Genomic DNA, 17,085 nt, shown 5'->3' with positions numbered 1-17,085 from the left:
ACTGCGTCAAAGTATCACTATACTGAAAATTGCAAAGGCTTAAGTAGATGTTCGCATACTATTTCCAAAGTAAGTTTAGCTGATGCAAAAAGTAAAGGTTACAGTTTATGTGGCTGGGAAGACTAAAGTGAATATATTGACTATTAAAATTAGAAAAATGAAAAAAGTATTGCTTGTTCTGTTAGTAACTTGTGGTTTAATTTCTTGTAAGAAATCAGAAAATCAACACATTGAAAATGTAAAAGCTGAAATTAAAATCGATTCAAGTTTAATTAAAAAGAAAGAAGCTATCAAATTGTTAAATGAGATTGATGGATGGATGAAAAAGGGGGTTAAAAAAGAGTTGTCAACTTCAAAAGTAAATGATAAAATTAATCCATTGATGAAAAAATTTGAGTTGAAGCTTTCTGAGTTAAATAAAGAAGATTCTGTATCTGTACAAGATTACAGGATTAAACAAATTAATGAGATGATTAATTTACAGATGCAACAATGATAGTTGGTTTAATTTAAAATAAAAAAAAGGCGTTCCGTTATGGTTCGCCTTTTTTTACTCAATTTATCCAACCACAGGCAAGCGGTTAACTGTAACAAATATAGGGTTTTATAGCTTAAAATTCACTATATTTATACTTCATTATTCTTTAATAATTTAGGTTATTCTCTATGGGACGTTATGCTAATTATCCAACAACAGTAGAAGATTGTTTGTATTTATCGATTAAGAAGTTAAAAGAATGGAATTACTTAAATTATTTAGGTACTAAATCGGGTACTATAAGTTGGACTAGGAATGGGCAAGAACATTCAAACATTAGTATATCTGTTATAAAGAATGACTTTGATACTTTCATTGTCTTAAATTACAAATCAAATGGAGAGCCAAGAAATTATAAAGTTCAGATTATTAGCAAGCCTTCTAACTTAGGAAAAGGAGAAGTTTTTTATTTTGTTTGTCCTACTACAAAAAAGCATTGCAGGAAATTATATTTACATGGAGGTTATTTCTTGCATAGGGAAGCTTTTAAAAGCTTAATGTATTCTAAGCAATTAGAAAGTAAGAAGAATAGAGGTTTGTTTAAAATACTCGAAGCTTGTCACATTTCTGATGAGGTTTTTGAGGAGCGGTATAAAAAGTATTTTAAAACACATTACAATGGTAATGAAACAAAACGTTTCAAGAGATTGAATAATAAAATATTGATTGCTGATAGTTTCCCGATGGGAACAATTGAAAGTTTATTGATGATGTAATACTAAAGTAGTTTTTGGTAGTATTCTAAAGTAGATTAAAATAGACTTTAAATGTGTTCCTTTTTAAAGTTGAATAATCAAGTATTTTCAAATTATTAGAAGTAAAAAAGGTTATGTGAACCTCAACTATTACAACAATGTTGCACGTTGGTTGCACATAACCTTTGCTAAAGCCTATAAACAGGCTTAAATAGTGACCACGGTGGGATTTGAACCCACACGCCCTTGCGAGCACCACCCCCTCAAGATGGCAAGTCTACCGTTTCTCCACGTGGCCCTAAAATAAAAAAGGTCAAGTAATAAATTACTCGACCTTTTGTGACCCGACTGGGGCTCGAACCCAGGACCCCATCATTAAAAGTGATGTGCTCTACCAACTGAGCTATCGAGTCATAATTTCTTTGCTTGAATGCGGGTGCAAATATAAGGACTTTATTTGATGTTTTCCAAAGATTTTTACTTTAAATTTGTCTTTTTTTTAAGATTAATCTTAACCCCTTAATTTATAAGGATTTATTATATGAAGAAAATTATATTATTAGGCTACATGGGTTGCGGTAAGTCGACAATCGCCAAAAATATGGCTGCGGCAATTGGAATTCCTTTCGTTGATTTAGATAAATATATTGAAGAAAAAGCCAATTTGTCTGTAAACGCGATTTTTGAGCAGCTAGGTGAAATCAAATTTAGAAAGATGGAGCATGAAGGTTTGGTCGAATTAATACATGCTAATGAATCAATGATTATTGGGTTAGGCGGGGGAACACCTTGCTATGCTAATAATCATGAGCTTTTAAAAAGAGACGACGTAGCGTCTATATATCTTAAAGCATCAATAGATACTTTATTTAATAGGTTGGTTGTCAATAAAAGCAAAAGACCCCTTATCGCCAATAAAAATAATGAGGAGATGAAGGAGTTCATTGCAATGCATCTTTTTGAAAGAAGTTATTTTTACAATCAAGCGCAGTATGTAGTTTCTGTAGATAATAAATCAGTAGAAGAAACCGTAGCGGAGATCGTGGCTTTTTTAGCTTAAATAAGCATAGCTAGTACCATTATCTTCAAAGACCACTTGAACATGTTCTAAAAGAGAGGTTGAAAGTGATATTCCTTTAAAATCGGCTTTAACAGGATACTTTTTGTGGTTTCGATCTACCAGTACTGCCGTTTTGAATTTTTTTAATGGAACATCTAGAAAATGTCTTACCGCATAGATAAGTGTTGTTCCAGAATTCAGTACATCATCGATAAGTATTAATCCTTTATTAGTATATTCTTCCTTTGATAAGGAGGTGGTAATACTTTGTTGCGGATGTTGCTTGTCTATTACGACCTCGCAAAGCAATATTTTTAAAGGTGCAATCTTTTGCAGTTGCTCAGCGATTTTTTGTGCAAAAACAAAACCGTTTGTCGCAATACCGGCAAGAACAACTTCCTGCTCATCTACAAAGGTTTCGTAAATTTGATAGGCAATTCGGGTGATTTTGTGCTCAATCTCTTGATTCGTTAAAATGATATTTTTACTCATTATTGTTTTGTTACAAATTTAATGTTTCCGCTTAGTCTAAGTCATCTTCATCAGAGACGATTTCGTTTCCAAATTCATCAATGTCTCTTCGGTCCTTTTTTGTAGGTCTTCCTGTTCCTGTTTTTCGATAATGGTCTTTAGAAAGTTTCAGAAGTTCTAAGTGCTGATATACTTCCGGAGGAGTGTCATTGCGTCGATAAATATCCACCAACTTAGCACCAACGCGGCTTTCAGGAATATCAAGAACGGTTATAATTTGGGTAATCTGGTCTTTTCTAAAGGTGATCTTATCCGTAGGAAATACTTCTTTTGAAGGCTTAGCAACTTGGCCGTTTACAGTTACATGATTTTTTTTACATGCCTCCGTAACCATATTTCTTGTCTTGTAATATCGGACACACCATAAAAATTTATCGATTCTCATAAAAATTCTAAAATCAGAGTTAAATAGTTTACAAAAATAAATCAATATTGTATCTTGCGCACTTAAAAATCAGCTATAATGAACAAATTTAAGTATTATTTTATTTTATCAATTACAACACTGTCTTTATTTTCATGTTCAAAGAATGATACTACAGAAATTACCCCTCCAAGAGAATATAGTGAACAGTTTACCACTGATATTACTGATATTGAAGAATATTTAAATAATTATTATATCACCGTTACTAATAACCCGGGTGCGCCAGATGATCAGGACGTAGTTTTTACTAAGATTCCAACAGGTGGTCAGCAGCCTTCAATCATGTCTTACAAAAACAGTACTACATTTCCTAAACTGTTAAGTAGAGATGTGAAGTTTCATGATGTTATGTATAAGTTATACTACTTAGTTCTTAGAGAAGGAACAGGGACTTCGCCTACAAATGTTGATGGCGTGTTAGCATCTTATAAAGGGGAGTATTTAGAACAAGTAATTGACGCAGATAAAGTAACTACTTTGACAGCAACTCCATTTGAAGAGGTGAAGTATCCACAACAAGTATTAAGTTTGTATTCTACCATTCTAGGTTGGGGAGAAATTTTTCCACAGTTCAAATCAGGTACTTATAGTAGTAATAATGATGGCACTGTCTCTTATAAAGATTTTGGCGCGGGAGTGATGTTTATACCTTCTGGTTTAGCTTATTTTAATACTGGAAGTGGTACCATTCCAAGTTATGCACCACTTGTTTTTAGCTTTAAATTGTATGAAGTGCAACGTTTGGATCAAGATGGTGATGGAATACCATCATACTTAGAGGATCTAAATGGTGACGGTTATATGTATAATTTTACCAATACAGTTTTATATCCTACTACTCCAGCTTCAAATCCTGATGACACGGATGGTGATGGCGTTCCTAATTTCCTTGATGTAGATGATGATGGTGATAACTACACAACAAAACTAGAAATAACCAAAACAGATGGAACTTATTATGCCTTTGGTGATATTCCTAACTGTAGCGGTAATATTACTGATCCAGCACGATTAAAAAAGCATTTAGATAAAAACTGTCATTAGTAAATAGAAATTTCATTATATCATCCCATTCGTTAACGCGAATGGGATTTTTTTTGCCAATAGCATAATCTATTAGGTTTATTCCAATGATATAAGTGCTACTATAATTGTAGTGTTGGAATGCTTATTTGACTGCTAAAAAAAAAGCCGTTGATTATAGATATTATCTATAATCAACGGCCTTTCAAGATTTAATACAATAAGCTTTTAGAGCTTAATTTGTATTTACAATATATTATTTTCTTTTGATAACTTTTTCTACAGCTGCAACAATTGCTTCGTTGTTTAATTGGTATTTTTCCATTAATTGTGCAGGAGTTCCAGATTCACCAAAACTATCATTAACAGCAACAAACTCTTGTGGAGCTGGATTGTTTAGCGCTAATACTCTAGAAACACTTTCTCCAAGTCCGCCTAGGATGTTGTGCTCTTCAGCAGTAACAACACATTTCGTTTTAGCCAATGATTTTAGAATTGCTTCTTCGTCTAATGGTTTGATCGTATGAATGTTGATTACTTCCGCAGAGATTCCTTTTGCTTCTAATGCTTCAGCAGCGATAAGTGCTTCCCATACTAAATGTCCTGTAGCAACAATAGTTACATCAGTACCTTCATTTAACATAATTGCTTTACCAATAACGAACGGTTCGTCAGCAGGCATAAAGTTAGGCACCACTGGACGTCCAAAACGTAAGTAAGCAGGTCCATGATGATCAGCAAGTGCTAATGTAGCTGCTTTTGTTTGATTGTAATCACACGTATTGATTACAGTCATTCCAGGTAGCATTTTCATTAATCCTATGTCTTCAAGAATTTGGTGGGTTGCACCGTCTTCTCCTAATGTTAATCCTGCATGTGATGCACAGATTTTTACATTTTTTTCGGAATAAGCAACTGATTGACGAATTTGGTCGTATACTCTCCCTGTAGAAAAGTTTGCAAATGTTCCCGTGAAAGGAATTTTACCTCCAATAGTTAAACCTGCTGCAATTCCGATCATATTTGCTTCTGCAATTCCAATTTGGAAAAAACGCTCTGGATGATTTTTTTTGAAATCATCAAATTTTAGCGAACCAATTAAATCAGCACAAAGGGCAACAACATTTTCGTTCTTTTGACCTAGTTCAGTCATTCCCGCTCCAAAACCTGAACGAGTATCTTTACTTCCTGTATTTGTATATTTTTTCATTTTCTTTATTGAAAGATTAAAAAATTGAAAGATTAAAAAATTCTATGATTAGAAATTTTAATAACAATCTTAATTCTAGTAGTCTGAGTTCCCTCCAACATTATAATTTTGTCCTAAAGCATTTTCAAGTTGTGCGTCATTAGGTGCTTTACCATGCCAAGCATGCGTATGCATCATGTAGTCCACACCATTACCCATCTCTGTATGTAATAATACACAAACTGGTTTTCCTTTTCCAGTTCTAGACTTAGCATCATTCATTCCTGCTATAATAGCTTCAATGCTGTTACCTTCTTTGATTTCTAAAACATCCCAATCAAAAGCTTCAAATTTAGCACGGATGCTTCCCATTGCTAATACTTCATCAGTAGTACCGTCAATTTGCTTACCATTAAGATCAATAGTGGCAATAAGATTGTCTACTTTCTTAGCAGATGCATACATAATTGCTTCCCAGTTTTGTCCTTCTTGTAATTCACCATCACCGTGAAGTGTGTAAATTAAATGATTGTCATTGTTTAATTTTTTTGCTTGTGCCGCACCAATACCAACAGATAATCCTTGTCCTAACGAACCAGAGGCAATGCGCACTCCAGGTAAACCATCATGAGTAGTTGGATGTCCTTGTAATCTTGAATTGATTAAACGGAAAGTCGCTAATTCAGCAACTGGAAAATAACCACTTCTTGCTAAAACGCTATAGAATACTGGAGAAATATGACCGTTTGATAAAAAGAAAAGATCTTCTCCTATACCGTCCATATCAAAACCTTCTTTGCGTTCCATTAGGTTTTGGTACAAGGTTACTAAAAATTCAGTACAGCCTAATGATCCTCCAGGATGTCCTGAATTTACGGCATGTACCATTCGAAGAATATCTCTTCTTACTTGGATAGTTAAATCGTTTAATTGTTGTGTGTTAGGCTTCATTTTGTGTGTAAAAGTTAAACTGTTGCAAATGTAATTTTTATTTTGGCGTAAGACAAATGATTTTTGATTTTGTTATGGCGCATTCTAATGTACTAAACTGAGTGTAAATAAGCTTCAGTAAGTGCTAGTGGAAGAAGGGAAGGGTATACTTTTCTCTTTTTTTTCAAATGCTTTTTTTTAATTGATTTGAGTAATTATTACCTTGCGAAGATGTATGATCAATTAGCCAGAAGTATCGGTGAGAAAGTTACGCTTACCGCAGCAGAATTTGAGTTGTGTAAGACCTTCTTTATTCCTAAAAAAATTCGCAAGAAACAAACCTTATTACTCGAAGGCGATATTTGTACTTACAATGCCTTTATTGAAAAAGGGATTTTGCGTTCCTATACTATAGATGAAAAAGGAAATGAACACAGTGTTCAATTTGCATTTGAGGGCTGGTGGATCACTGATTTATCTAGTTTTCTGCTCGGTCAAACCTCTACTTATACTATTGAAGCATTAGAGGATTCTGAATTACTGTTATTAACATCTTCTGCCCGTGAGGAATTAATGGATACGCTTCCAAAATTTGAACGCTACCAAAGACTGTTGTTGCAAAATGCATATATTGCTTTGCAAACAAGAATTAATGCCGCCTTGAATGATTCTGCGGAGGAAAAGTATGTTAAACTTTCTATCGCATACCCAGAAGTAGTAGCTCGAGTACCACAACACATGATTGCTTCCTACCTAGGTCTTACCCCAGAAACCTTAAGTAGAGTGCGAAAACAACTTTCGCTAAGAAAATAAAATTGATTTAGATCAATGCCATTTCTTGTTGTACCTCAATGAATGCAAGAGGTTAGTTGCTGTAATTTTGCGACAGTAAAACAAGTAAAATGCAAAATGTAAAAACCATTGCCGTTATAGGAGCTTCTGAAAAAAGAAACTTTACTGTTCTTAAAGAATTGTCACAGCGTTACCAATTATTGTTATTTGATAAAAATCAAAAAGCCTTATCTGATATTTATAATAGTATTTTGGCTGAAAACCGTTACAGTTATGTCGAAAAAATGGACTGTGCTGTGAATGCGAGTTGGGAAGCAGATATTATTATACTTTCGGGATTTTGTATCAATGATGCTAGTATTGTACAGAAAATTAAAGAAGTAGCTACAGCAAAAACGATCATCATTATGGAAAATGATGATGAATTTACGAAGTCAATAAATCATCAACTTAGTTTTGACTTGGTTTTTCCCCATTCAACTATCGTTGAAATTATCAATCTCAACACCGAAGACAGTCCTGAAAAGGAATTTTTACTAGAAGGTCACAATTCTAAATCTTTGGATGTGGTTTCTGCTATTTTCGAAAGTGTTGGTTTTACAACTTATGTGTCTCAAATAAATTAATCTAAAATATAAATAATATGAGTAATTCTATCTTATTACGTCCTTATACCTTCAATACAACCACCTATAATAATCGTATGGCAATGGCGCCAATGACTAGAAGCCGTGCAGGTAATGAAGGAAATTTAGCTACTGAGCAAATGGCTATTTACTATTCTGACCGCGCTGATGCTGGCTTGTTAATTACAGAAGGTACGGTTGTGAGTAAAAAAGCAGTTGGTTTTATCAATGTGCCCGGTATCTACAGTGAGGAACAAACACAGAGCTGGAAACAAGTAACTCAAGCTGTACATGATAAAGGAGGAAAGATTTTTGTACAACTGTGGCATACCGGCAGATTGTCGCATCCAGAATTGCATAACGGTGAATTGCCACATGCTCCATCAGCAATTAATCCAGAGGCGAAAGCATATGTAGCATCTGGATTTATAGATACGGTGACACCTAAGGAAATGACAATTGAAGAAATAAAAATGACTATTCAAGATTTTAAAAGTAGTACTCAAAATGCAGTAACTGCTGGTTTTGATGGCGTTGAGCTGCATGCAGCTAACGGGTATTTATTCCATCAGTTTTTTAATGGTACCTCAAATACTCGTACTGATGAATACGGAGGAAGTATAGAGAATAGAGCACGCATTTTGTTTGAAACATTAGATGCTTTAAAAGGAATTATTGATTATTCTAGAGTAGGAGTTCGGTTAAATCCTTCGATGCACGGGGTTCAAGGAATGACAATTGATCAGGATACAATTCCTACACATGAATATATTGTAAGTCGATTGAATGAATATGGTTTAGCTTACGTGCATTTAACGGAACCTTTTACTGATGTTACTGAGGTGCCTTATGCTGTTTCTGAAATTGCAAAACATTTTAGACCAATTTATAAAGGCTTACTGATGATAAATAAAGGCTTTACTAAAGAGAGTGGAACTAAAGTTATTGAGGAGGGGTATGCAGATATGGTTGCTTATGGTGTTCCATTTATTGCGAATCCCGATTTAGTAGCTCGTTTTGAAAAAGATGCTCCTTTAAATACACCTGACCCAAGTACCTTTTACACTTTTACAGCTGAGGGTTATAACGACTATCCAAAAATGGAAGTATAAAATTTAGAATATTTTAATTTGTTGTTACGGCTGAAAATTATGTTGATCTCATACGAATGATGCAATATAAGTATAGATCTCATAAACCTTAAAACCGATATAAAATAAAAGCCCCAATTTGGGGCTTTTATTATTTTAGTAAAGAATGTTTATTTACCAGTCACTTCTTCAAATTCTACATCTTCAACTGTATCTAAACTGCTTTTATTTGTTGGTACATTGCAACTGTTCGCTGCACAGCATCCTGTGTTTGTAATAGCTTGATATACTAAAAATACAGCCAATAGTCCAGAAAGTATACTTTGGGTTTGAAAGGCTTGGAAACCAATATAGAGTCCTAATCCCAAACGAATGAATCGCATTAAATGCCAATTAGTAACAAAAGTGCTTGTATTCATTTAAAGTTTGTTTTGTAAACTGCTCCAACCACCACCATTATATACATTATTAAACCCATTAGATTTTAAAATGCTTTTAGCTGATGCACTACGCATTCCAGATGCACAACAGGTAATAACAGTGGCGTCTTTTTTCAATTTAGAAATGTGCTTGCTTAGTTCATTTAAAGGTGCATTTATCGAACCTTTAACGTGTCCTTGTTTGTATTCTCCTGGACTACGAACATCTAGTATTACAGCTCCTTGTTTTACTAATTCAGCATAATTAACTGCAGGTCCAATTCCAAATAACTTTTTAAGTGTGTTAATCATCTTACTTATTTGCTAGTGATTTATAATAATTTACGTCTAACCATGATCCGCCGTTGAAGCATTCGATTCCATGTTGTGATAGAAAATGTTGTGCTTGTCCGCTTCTATTTCCAGAAGCACAGCAGAGGATTAGTGGTGCCTTTAATTTTTTTAATTCTTCAATTCTCTCCGGAATTTCATTCAAGGCAATATTGACAGAACCGGCAACATTACCACCCATAAATTCTCCGTAGGAGCGCACATCTACTACAGTTCCTTGGTTTTCTTTGATGATGTCTTCTAATTTCATTTTGTTGTATTTTAAGTTAATAGTGCATTGTAGAGCATCATTTTCATTTTACATGCATTATCGCTCTTTTTGCAGTACAAAAGTACGGCTTCAAAAAGGCGTTTACAGTAACTTTTGTTACATAAGACTAAATTTCGCAAAAATATCGTTGGCTTTAAATTAAAAAAAGAAAAAAGCCTCTTTGTTAAGAGGCTTTACTAAATAAACTTATTAAGTTGTTATTTTTTAGCTCTGATTTTATGTATTTGTGATAGCATCAGCTTTAAATGCATTTTTATTAATAGAAGCCATGGCAATAGTTGTTAATGCAGCATCGGCTTTCTTTTCTTCATTTAAAGTCATAGCGAGTAAATCAGCAACTTTATTTTCTCCCAAAGTTTGAGCAAAAGCATGAAGTGTTCCGTAAGTTGCTATTTCATAATGTTTTACTTTTTGTTCTGAAGCAATTATTCCTGCATCTCTAACATTTCCCGAATCAGTATTCTTCATTAGATTTTCTGTTTCTTTCAAAATTCCGTCCATCGCATCGCATTTTTGCGCCTCTGGTTTGATACCAGCCGTTTTAAAAATTTTTTCAAGCCTAGAAACATGCTCTTTTGTTTCCGTAATTTGGCCTTTTAACGTATTGACAAGTTCAGGAGTAGAGGCATTTTTAACCATTTTTGGTAAATTTTTACTCAAAACTTTTTCGGCATAATAAATGTCTTTTAATCCTACTTCAAACAAATCTCTGAGTCCGTGAGCTGAATCACTTTTTGCCTTCATTGTTACATTTCCCTTTTGTTGCGTTCTTGCTGTTGGTTCCATAATATTTTTTTTGTGTTGTTGTTACTATAGTTTTTGTCGTTTACTTTCTGATATAAATTAATACTTTAATTTCATAGGCGCTTTTGAATTGGTTCACTATAAAATTACTTAATTAAAATTGTATATAATTGTAAATTAGATTAATATGAATTTTTTAACTAAAAATAATAGGGACTTTCTGTATAATAACAATTTGTGTCCTTTGGCTGGACTGAATAAGTTTATTTTATAAAAGAAAAGCTTTATTTATTATGGTATGAAGGTGAAGGGTGTTTATAATTTTTACTGAAGTATTTTAAATTTAAGCGGTAGAATTAGGTAATTATTGTTCGTTTTACCTTTCTATGAGCAATAATTACCAGTAAAATCATCAGAAATAATGAGACTATAGAAGCTGCTAAAGTTCCTAAATCTAGTCCGCCTTTGCTTATGGGCTTGGTTAAGAAATCGCCAAAAGTAGCTCCAAATGGTCTTGTAAAAATAAAGGCAATCCAAAAAAGAAGAACCTGATTGATTTTGGAGACATAATGAAGTATCAGGACAATAACGATAACCGCTGCAGTAATCAGTGCCCCGTTCAAATAACTCATACCCAAGTTGTCTCCTAAATAATCTCCAAATGCTGTTCCTAAGCTGTTAGAAAATAAGATGGCCATCCAATAGTATATCTCTTTACTACTTTCAGTAATGGGGTAAACGCTCAGGCTTTTGAATTTTCGATACCAAAGAAACAAGGTCAGTAGCAAGCAGGAAAATAAAAATAAGCTTCCTAATGTATATCCTAAATGTAAACTTCGATCTAAATAGTCTGAAATTTCAGTACCTAAAGTAGTAGTAGCAATGATCACAAGCCAGTAAAATGTGGGTATGTATTTCTTAGACTTTAACTGAAAAGACAACGCGATACTGAAAAACGCAAATGTAATAACTAACCCTATTGTATAACCTAAGTTTAATGTTTGAGCTATATAATCTCCCAGTGTTTCTCCCAGTGTAGTCGCGATGATTTTCATTATCCAGAACAGTAGCGATAATTGCGCTACTTTATTAAGTCTTTCCATAATTTAAGTAAATAAAGGAGGCCACTGTGGGTGTTTAGTCGTGCTCAAAAAAAGTGCTTGCTATCAAATGTATGCTAAACTTTTTTCAATTAAATTAAGATTGGATTAAGATGTACTATTCTATTCAACTATAGATAACTACCATTCATCGACACTAAAAGGGTTGTTGTCTAAAACTAAATTGTAATTTGAGATACCGATTTATATTTGTACCATAGTTAACAGATAAAAATTATGAAGCAGTTAAATATTATTATAATTGGTTATTATTTTTAATAGAAAGATTTGGTTAAATAAGTGTATTTGTACATGCAGCAACTTGAGGTAAGGATAAATCGTTAGCAACACTTAGAAGAAAAGTACAGAGCCAACTACTTTGTTTCAGGTTTTAGATTTTAATTGTTAGTTGAAATTTAGGTTGTTCCCCAAGAAAAACCTATTAATAACAGTCTTAGCTGAAAAGTGAAGGCTGTTATTTTTTTGATCAGTTATCAAATAAGTTATTTTCTGCTTTCTAAAATTTGCGCCATTAAGAATGCTAATTGTTCCTTGCCTTCTGGCCAATTAGCCAACTGAGAATCAGAATTCAAATGGCCTTGAGCGCCAACATTTTTAAATTGACTTCCCCAATGCGAAGCAAAATAGGCCGCTTTTGTAACAGAGATATAAGGGTCGTTAGAACTAGTTATAACAATTGAAGGATACGGCAACTGTGTTAATGGCATAGGAGAGAAGTTTCTAGTTTCTTCTGGGGTATGTAAAGCAGAATCAACATCAGCTGGTGCCACTAATAAAGCGCCAACGACTTGATTACAATCGTTATTTTGCGACCAATGATTGATTAGAGAAACAGCCAGACTATGAGCGACTATAATTATTGGTCCTTCAATATTATTTATAGTGTTACTTAAACTATCCAGCCATAGACTAAGTTGAGGTCGATGCCAATCTTTTTGAAAAACTTTTTGTGCATTTTTAAACTCTTTCAGCCAGTAACTTTGCCAATGCTCAGTTCCAGAATCTCCTAATCCAGGTACAATTAATAGCGTGTGTTCCATATCATAATTTTTTACTAGTAGCTTGTTCTTCCTACAAATCTATGCAAATACATTCTCATTTTAAAGATCTAACTAGCTATATAGTTTGAAAATAATCTTTTAACCCATATTAGGTAGAATTGATATATTTGTTAAAAAAAATGCGATTTAAACTTGCTCTATTAATTATATTGAACACGTTCCTACTGATGAGCTGTAGTTCAAAAAAAATAAAAGACACCTCTTATTTAACAGCTCCCATTGTCACTGGTGAATTAATAACGCCGAAATTAAATATTTTTGTGCCAAGAAATAGCAAGGAAGATGCCTCAGTTTTAATTTTTATCCATGGAGGAAACTGGAACAGCGGCCGCAAAGGCACCTATGATTTATTAGGACGAAATTTTGCAAGGAAAGGCGTAATCACCATTATCCCGGATTATACATTGAGCCCTAAAGCAAATTATGATGATATGACTAAGGAAATTGCGGCAGTAATTAAATGGACTCAGCAGAATATTAGTAAATATAAAGGAAACGCTAAGAATCTTTTTATCACAGGACATTCAGCTGGTGGTCATCTTGGTGCTTTGGCTGTAATGAATTCTAAGTACGGCATTGATCCTAAGACTATTTCAGGAATTATTTTGAATGATGCTGCAGGGTTAGATATGAAAAATTATTTGGAACAAAACCCGCCCACAACAACTGATGATTATTTGACTACTTGGACTCGAAAACCTGAAAATTGGGAAGAGGCTTCACCCATTTATTTTTTAGATAGCAACTCCCCACCCTTTCTTATTTATTTAGGAGATAAAACCTATCCCTCAATAATAACAGCAAACAATCGTTTCCTAAAAGCTTTAAAACCGTTTCAGGCCAATATATCTGCTATTCATCTGGATAAAAAACATGTGCCTATGGTTACACAATACTTTTGGCCATGGAGCGACCGTTTTGATGAGGTAATTCATTTTATGCAATTGCACAGTAAATAAAACAATCTTGCAACTGGAGTGAAAGTCTGAATTCAAATTTACAATAACTTCCACTTTGCATTTTGTGTAAAATCGAGCTGTTTTTTAATCGTGTTTCTTCTTTATCTGTAAGATATTATTTTTTTGTCTTTAGGGTAGGGTTTTTTAGTTTATAGTTGTCTTATTACTATAAACGATAGTGACCTATCACTAAAATTTAAAAATGATGAAGACGATTAAAAATTTATTTACGATATTATTTTTCAGTGCGGTAGCTACTGCTAATGCCCAAAAGGCAAGCATGAGAGCTGAGGTGAAAGTAAGCAACAATCAAGATAAGATGGCTTACTATCAGCAAAGAGGAGTAGAAGATGCTCGTTTTGAAATGGAATTTAAAGCGAAGACAAAAGCGGAAGATAAAGCATTCTGGAACGAACAGAAAGAATACGAAAAGAATTTAAAGAGGCAAAATAGAAAGGCATATCGAGTTTATATAACAAGTAAACAAGAGGCGTATGCTGAACATCACCATCACTGTGATGCCCATTGTTACCATAGTAATTCTTTTTATCAGCATGCTGGATATTACTATTATGGCTATGAACCTCAAAATTATCAGTCACGTCCCAGTAGTACAAGTGTAAATACACAGATAGGCGTGCGTGCCCCAAGCGTACGATTAGGTGTCTTTTAAAGAACAGGATTGTTAAAACCGCTCTTCTTAATTTAAAAAGAGCGGTTTTATTTTGAACTTACTGTTGCTGTTAGAAAGAATTTATGGTTTAGAGATTATTTTTTATCTAAGAAATTGATGAATTTACCGTCTTTGTCAATAATCTCAAATTTAGGGTTACCTTCATCATCTACATGGATTTTTATTTTTGGATTCCCTTCTTTATCGTATAAAAATAAACCCGAACTATTAGATTTTGTTCGGCCAATAAAAAGTCTTTTTTTAGATCCTTCCTTATCCCATAATTCCTGCATTTTTAGGTTTCTTGTTTCCTCGTTTTCGATGTTTTCAAGTGCTTTAAATTTGGTATTCCGATCGTCAATGTTGGATCCTAATGGATATTCATTGATTGAAATACCTCTTTGAATCGTACTTTTACCATCTGCATATTCTTCAGTATTCAGTATCTGAATGACTTGGTCATCATGGTAATTATCCATCGTAAAGGACATTCCTGAACTTGTTTTATTATTGGTGGTTTTACCTGCAAAAATTAAACCCCCGCATTCATCACCTTCATCATTAAAGAAAATCATGCCGGCAGGTCTTTGTCTTTTGGGATAATCTTTTCCGTTCATTCTTCCAGAATGTTGTCTGGTTTCATTACTTAAAACCATCCTTAAACTGCCATCTTCTGCAATTAAATTGATCTTTTTGGTCGTAATTTCGTCAAACGATTCTGTTTTTTCTTCTTTGCCAAAGGAGCTTAATAATAGGGTTCCAAAGATTAGGGAACTCACAACAGCATATCCTGTTAAAAAATTAACTTTCTTCTCTAATGTGGTTTTCATTTTTTGGTTTTCAATTTTAGAATGATTTATAAATACTTTTAAAAGTAAATATAGCTTATTTAGTTTGGAAGAAAGAGCGGTCTAGTTTGCTACAGGCAGAAAGAATAGTTAGGAAGTATTTAAAAATTGATCTGATTTCTGTTTTTATTAAGGCCTCGTTTTTATGCCTTAAATCCTATTTATTAAGTACTTGCGTAATGTTGTAATGGGATGTTTGATTAAGCTCTATACTTTGATAATTTAAATATGGAATAGCCAGTTTTTTTTTCTAAATGTATTTAATTTTAGATCTTTTAATAATTCTTAATAGGGAATAATTATTTTAAAAACACAAATTTTATGAAGCTTCTATAAAATTGTATAACAGATTCGTTATAGAAAAAGTTACTAAGATAATAGCCAGGTTGACAAATGCACGGCTCATCCAATTTTTATGGGATAAGTCTTGTTTCAAATAAGTAGTCAACAGCACAATCAAACCCATAAGTAAAAACCAAAGGGTAAAAAATAACGAAATACTGCCACGAAAAAGGGTTGTCACCGTATCGTGCAGTAATCCACAAAAAATAAACGTCATTACTAAAGCAATGGCTGGAGTAAAATAAGTTTTAAGGGGTTTGAAGATTTTTTGTCCTAAATAATACCCGAAGATAGGATTCCAAAAATTCCAGAACGTAGCGAAGTTTTTAGCACCAAAAGACCGGTGAAGATTATTTCTCAAAGATTTAGAACTCCCCATGGGTACTCCATTTCTTCTAATTATATATTCTGATAAAGTCATGTTTTTTTGGTCAATGTTGGCTATTTACAATTCAACGAAATTACAATAAATATCACAGATTTAAAATTATTCCTGCTGTATCTTGCTGGGTATGAGTGTTTATTCTAATATGGTAAGTAGGCAGTATAACTAGTGAATCCTATCATTCAGTGTAGTTAGTTATAGCACAGAGGTGATAAACTTTATAAGATGTCTTAAAAATTCAGTGATGAAAGAGTATAAATTTTATATGTGAAGGAACTTAAAAAGAATGCTGCATTAGGACGAGCAATTGTAATAAAATATTTTATCTAGTTCATAGCGTAAAACTGAGTATCGAACGAATCATTGCTAAAGCAGTTAGTAAAATAATCTCTAGTAAAAGATAATAATGCTACAATCTTCCATATGAAGCGTATTCGTTTAATCATTTGCAATAAATTATGTGAATTTGACTATTGCGAGTACGCTTATAAATGTTTTTAGATATTCCAAAATAGCAAACAAGAAATGCTGCTGTCGTTTGAATCTAGAACTTTCTAGCGAACTTGCGACTGTAATTGAATTATTAGTTAAAACTTTCATTTTCATTTTTATTTCGCATTCTCGTTCAAAACAGATCGCCTATTTGCGTGAGGGATAGAAGTGAAAATCCTCCCGAGCTTTTTCGGGAGATTGCAACGGATAGCCCGACCTTGTTATAACGAAAATTATAATTTGAACTTTTAGTTTCTGCAACAAGGTCACGCCCAATAAATATTTTGGACTTTTGACTACAGTAAAAAGCACTTTTTTAGACTCCCTAACTGTGAAATCCTAAATTTTAATCCATTTTTAAATTGATTTAAAAACAAAATTTTGGCCTTCAGCTACAGTTAATTTTTGCTAGTCAGTATTTCCTTTTTATATTTCAATAGCATAAAAATATTTATTTGATGCGGGTTTCAAATTATCCTATCTTTGCCAGCCGAACAATCGGGAGAAAAACGTTACT

General features: G+C 33.3%; 21 protein-coding genes and 2 tRNA genes. 9 read left to right on the top strand and 14 right to left on the bottom strand.

Annotated features, from left to right (window positions below):
• The first annotated feature begins 157 nt into the window (after window positions 1-157).
• Both ACEN2K_RS05805 and ACEN2K_RS05800 read left to right on the top strand, forming a co-directional pair.
• The gene (locus ACEN2K_RS05805; protein ID WP_441758381.1) at window positions 158-496 is read left to right on the top strand and encodes a hypothetical protein; all 339 of its coding nucleotides are present in this window, start codon (window positions 158-160) and stop codon (window positions 494-496) included.
• Between the two features lie 170 nt (window positions 497-666).
• On the top strand, window positions 667-1,254 hold the full coding sequence (locus ACEN2K_RS05800; RefSeq protein ID WP_441758380.1) for a hypothetical protein: 588 nt from the start codon (window positions 667-669) through the stop codon (window positions 1,252-1,254).
• Window positions 1,255-1,448: 194 nt separating this feature from the next.
• Here the strand turns inward: ACEN2K_RS05800 and ACEN2K_RS05795 are convergent.
• Together ACEN2K_RS05795 and ACEN2K_RS05790 are read right to left on the bottom strand one after the other, a co-directional pair.
• Window positions 1,449-1,531, bottom strand: a tRNA-Leu gene (locus ACEN2K_RS05795).
• 42 nt (window positions 1,532-1,573) lie between these two features.
• Window positions 1,574-1,646 (bottom strand) — tRNA-Lys (locus ACEN2K_RS05790).
• A 128-nt stretch (window positions 1,647-1,774) separates the two neighbouring features.
• Between ACEN2K_RS05790 and ACEN2K_RS05785 the strand changes: the two genes are divergently transcribed.
• Window positions 1,775-2,293: a shikimate kinase gene (locus ACEN2K_RS05785; protein ID WP_441758379.1), complete on the top strand. Its 519-nt coding sequence runs from the start codon at window positions 1,775-1,777 to the stop codon at window positions 2,291-2,293.
• On the opposite strand, the gene ACEN2K_RS05780 is transcribed toward ACEN2K_RS05785, so the two are convergent.
• Both ACEN2K_RS05780 and ACEN2K_RS05775 read right to left on the bottom strand, forming a co-directional pair.
• Window positions 2,285-2,785 (bottom strand): phosphoribosyltransferase family protein, encoded by a 501-nt coding sequence (locus ACEN2K_RS05780; RefSeq protein WP_441758378.1) that lies wholly within the window; start codon window positions 2,783-2,785, stop codon window positions 2,285-2,287. The genes ACEN2K_RS05785 and ACEN2K_RS05780 overlap by 9 nt on opposite strands.
• Before the next feature lie 31 nt (window positions 2,786-2,816).
• Complete coding sequence (locus ACEN2K_RS05775; RefSeq protein WP_441758377.1) at window positions 2,817-3,209, bottom strand: RNA-binding S4 domain-containing protein; 393 nt, start codon at window positions 3,207-3,209, stop codon at window positions 2,817-2,819.
• Window positions 3,210-3,287: 78 nt separating this feature from the next.
• Here ACEN2K_RS05775 and ACEN2K_RS05770 point away from each other — a divergent pair, with 78 nt between their 5' ends.
• Window positions 3,288-4,295 (top strand): FKBP-type peptidyl-prolyl cis-trans isomerase, encoded by a 1,008-nt coding sequence (locus ACEN2K_RS05770; RefSeq protein ID WP_441758376.1) that lies wholly within the window; start codon window positions 3,288-3,290, stop codon window positions 4,293-4,295.
• 235 nt (window positions 4,296-4,530) lie between these two features.
• On the opposite strand, the gene ACEN2K_RS05765 is transcribed toward ACEN2K_RS05770, so the two are convergent.
• The gene (locus ACEN2K_RS05765) at window positions 4,531-5,484 is read right to left on the bottom strand and encodes a transketolase family protein (protein WP_441758375.1); all 954 of its coding nucleotides are present in this window, start codon (window positions 5,482-5,484) and stop codon (window positions 4,531-4,533) included.
• A 75-nt stretch (window positions 5,485-5,559) separates the two neighbouring features.
• A complete protein-coding gene (locus tag ACEN2K_RS05760; RefSeq protein WP_441758374.1) occupies window positions 5,560-6,414 on the bottom strand; it encodes a transketolase in 855 nt (284 codons plus the stop codon).
• 186 nt (window positions 6,415-6,600) lie between these two features.
• On the opposite strand from ACEN2K_RS05760, the gene ACEN2K_RS05755 reads away from it, so the two are divergent.
• The 3 genes from ACEN2K_RS05755 (at window position 6,601) to ACEN2K_RS05745 (ending at window position 8,923) form a co-directional block, all read left to right on the top strand.
• On the top strand, window positions 6,601-7,206 hold the full coding sequence (locus tag ACEN2K_RS05755; protein WP_441758373.1) for a Crp/Fnr family transcriptional regulator: 606 nt from the start codon (window positions 6,601-6,603) through the stop codon (window positions 7,204-7,206).
• Window positions 7,207-7,295: 89 nt separating this feature from the next.
• The gene (locus tag ACEN2K_RS05750; protein WP_441758372.1) at window positions 7,296-7,811 is read left to right on the top strand and encodes a hypothetical protein; all 516 of its coding nucleotides are present in this window, start codon (window positions 7,296-7,298) and stop codon (window positions 7,809-7,811) included.
• Between the two features lie 17 nt (window positions 7,812-7,828).
• Window positions 7,829-8,923 carry an alkene reductase gene (locus ACEN2K_RS05745; protein ID WP_441758371.1) on the top strand — a complete coding sequence of 365 codons (1,095 nt, stop codon included), beginning with the start codon at window positions 7,829-7,831 and terminating at the stop codon, window positions 8,921-8,923.
• 149 nt (window positions 8,924-9,072) lie between these two features.
• Here the strand turns inward: ACEN2K_RS05745 and ACEN2K_RS05740 are convergent, their stop codons facing one another.
• From ACEN2K_RS05740 to ACEN2K_RS05715, 6 genes are all read right to left on the bottom strand, one after another.
• A complete protein-coding gene (locus ACEN2K_RS05740) occupies window positions 9,073-9,321 on the bottom strand; it encodes a hypothetical protein (protein WP_441758370.1) in 249 nt (82 codons plus the stop codon).
• Window positions 9,322-9,633, bottom strand: a complete 312-nt coding sequence (locus ACEN2K_RS05735) for a rhodanese-like domain-containing protein (protein WP_441758369.1) — start codon at window positions 9,631-9,633, stop codon at window positions 9,322-9,324.
• A 1-nt stretch (window position 9,634) separates the two neighbouring features.
• On the bottom strand, window positions 9,635-9,922 hold the full coding sequence (locus ACEN2K_RS05730) for a rhodanese-like domain-containing protein (protein WP_441758368.1): 288 nt from the start codon (window positions 9,920-9,922) through the stop codon (window positions 9,635-9,637).
• A 237-nt stretch (window positions 9,923-10,159) separates the two neighbouring features.
• Window positions 10,160-10,729 (bottom strand): YciE/YciF ferroxidase family protein, encoded by a 570-nt coding sequence (locus tag ACEN2K_RS05725; RefSeq protein WP_441758367.1) that lies wholly within the window; start codon window positions 10,727-10,729, stop codon window positions 10,160-10,162.
• A gap of 314 nt (window positions 10,730-11,043) precedes the next feature.
• On the bottom strand, window positions 11,044-11,790 hold the full coding sequence (locus ACEN2K_RS05720) for a COG4705 family protein (RefSeq protein WP_441758366.1): 747 nt from the start codon (window positions 11,788-11,790) through the stop codon (window positions 11,044-11,046).
• A 500-nt stretch (window positions 11,791-12,290) separates the two neighbouring features.
• The gene (locus ACEN2K_RS05715) at window positions 12,291-12,848 is read right to left on the bottom strand and encodes an RBBP9/YdeN family alpha/beta hydrolase (protein WP_441758365.1); all 558 of its coding nucleotides are present in this window, start codon (window positions 12,846-12,848) and stop codon (window positions 12,291-12,293) included.
• Window positions 12,849-13,036: 188 nt separating this feature from the next.
• Between ACEN2K_RS05715 and ACEN2K_RS05710 the strand changes: the two genes are divergently transcribed.
• Both ACEN2K_RS05710 and ACEN2K_RS05705 read left to right on the top strand, forming a co-directional pair.
• Window positions 13,037-13,828, top strand: a complete 792-nt coding sequence (locus tag ACEN2K_RS05710; RefSeq protein ID WP_441758364.1) for an alpha/beta hydrolase — start codon at window positions 13,037-13,039, stop codon at window positions 13,826-13,828.
• A 202-nt stretch (window positions 13,829-14,030) separates the two neighbouring features.
• Entirely contained in the window at window positions 14,031-14,501 is a 471-nt protein-coding gene (locus tag ACEN2K_RS05705) for a hypothetical protein (protein ID WP_441758363.1), read from the top strand.
• A 95-nt stretch (window positions 14,502-14,596) separates the two neighbouring features.
• Here ACEN2K_RS05705 and ACEN2K_RS05700 read toward each other — a convergent pair whose 3' ends face one another.
• Both ACEN2K_RS05700 and ACEN2K_RS05695 read right to left on the bottom strand, forming a co-directional pair.
• Window positions 14,597-15,331 carry a hypothetical protein gene (locus tag ACEN2K_RS05700; RefSeq protein ID WP_441758362.1) on the bottom strand — a complete coding sequence of 245 codons (735 nt, stop codon included), beginning with the start codon at window positions 15,329-15,331 and terminating at the stop codon, window positions 14,597-14,599.
• 337 nt (window positions 15,332-15,668) lie between these two features.
• Window positions 15,669-16,112 carry a hypothetical protein gene (locus ACEN2K_RS05695; RefSeq protein WP_441758361.1) on the bottom strand — a complete coding sequence of 148 codons (444 nt, stop codon included), beginning with the start codon at window positions 16,110-16,112 and terminating at the stop codon, window positions 15,669-15,671.
• Window positions 16,113-17,085: the final 973 nt, after the last annotated feature.

It is taken from the genome of Flavobacterium sp. W21_SRS_FM3 (genome assembly GCF_052113625.1).
Taxonomy (GTDB): domain Bacteria; phylum Bacteroidota; class Bacteroidia; order Flavobacteriales; family Flavobacteriaceae; genus Flavobacterium.
This window is presented reverse-complemented; position numbering and strand designations above follow the sequence as displayed.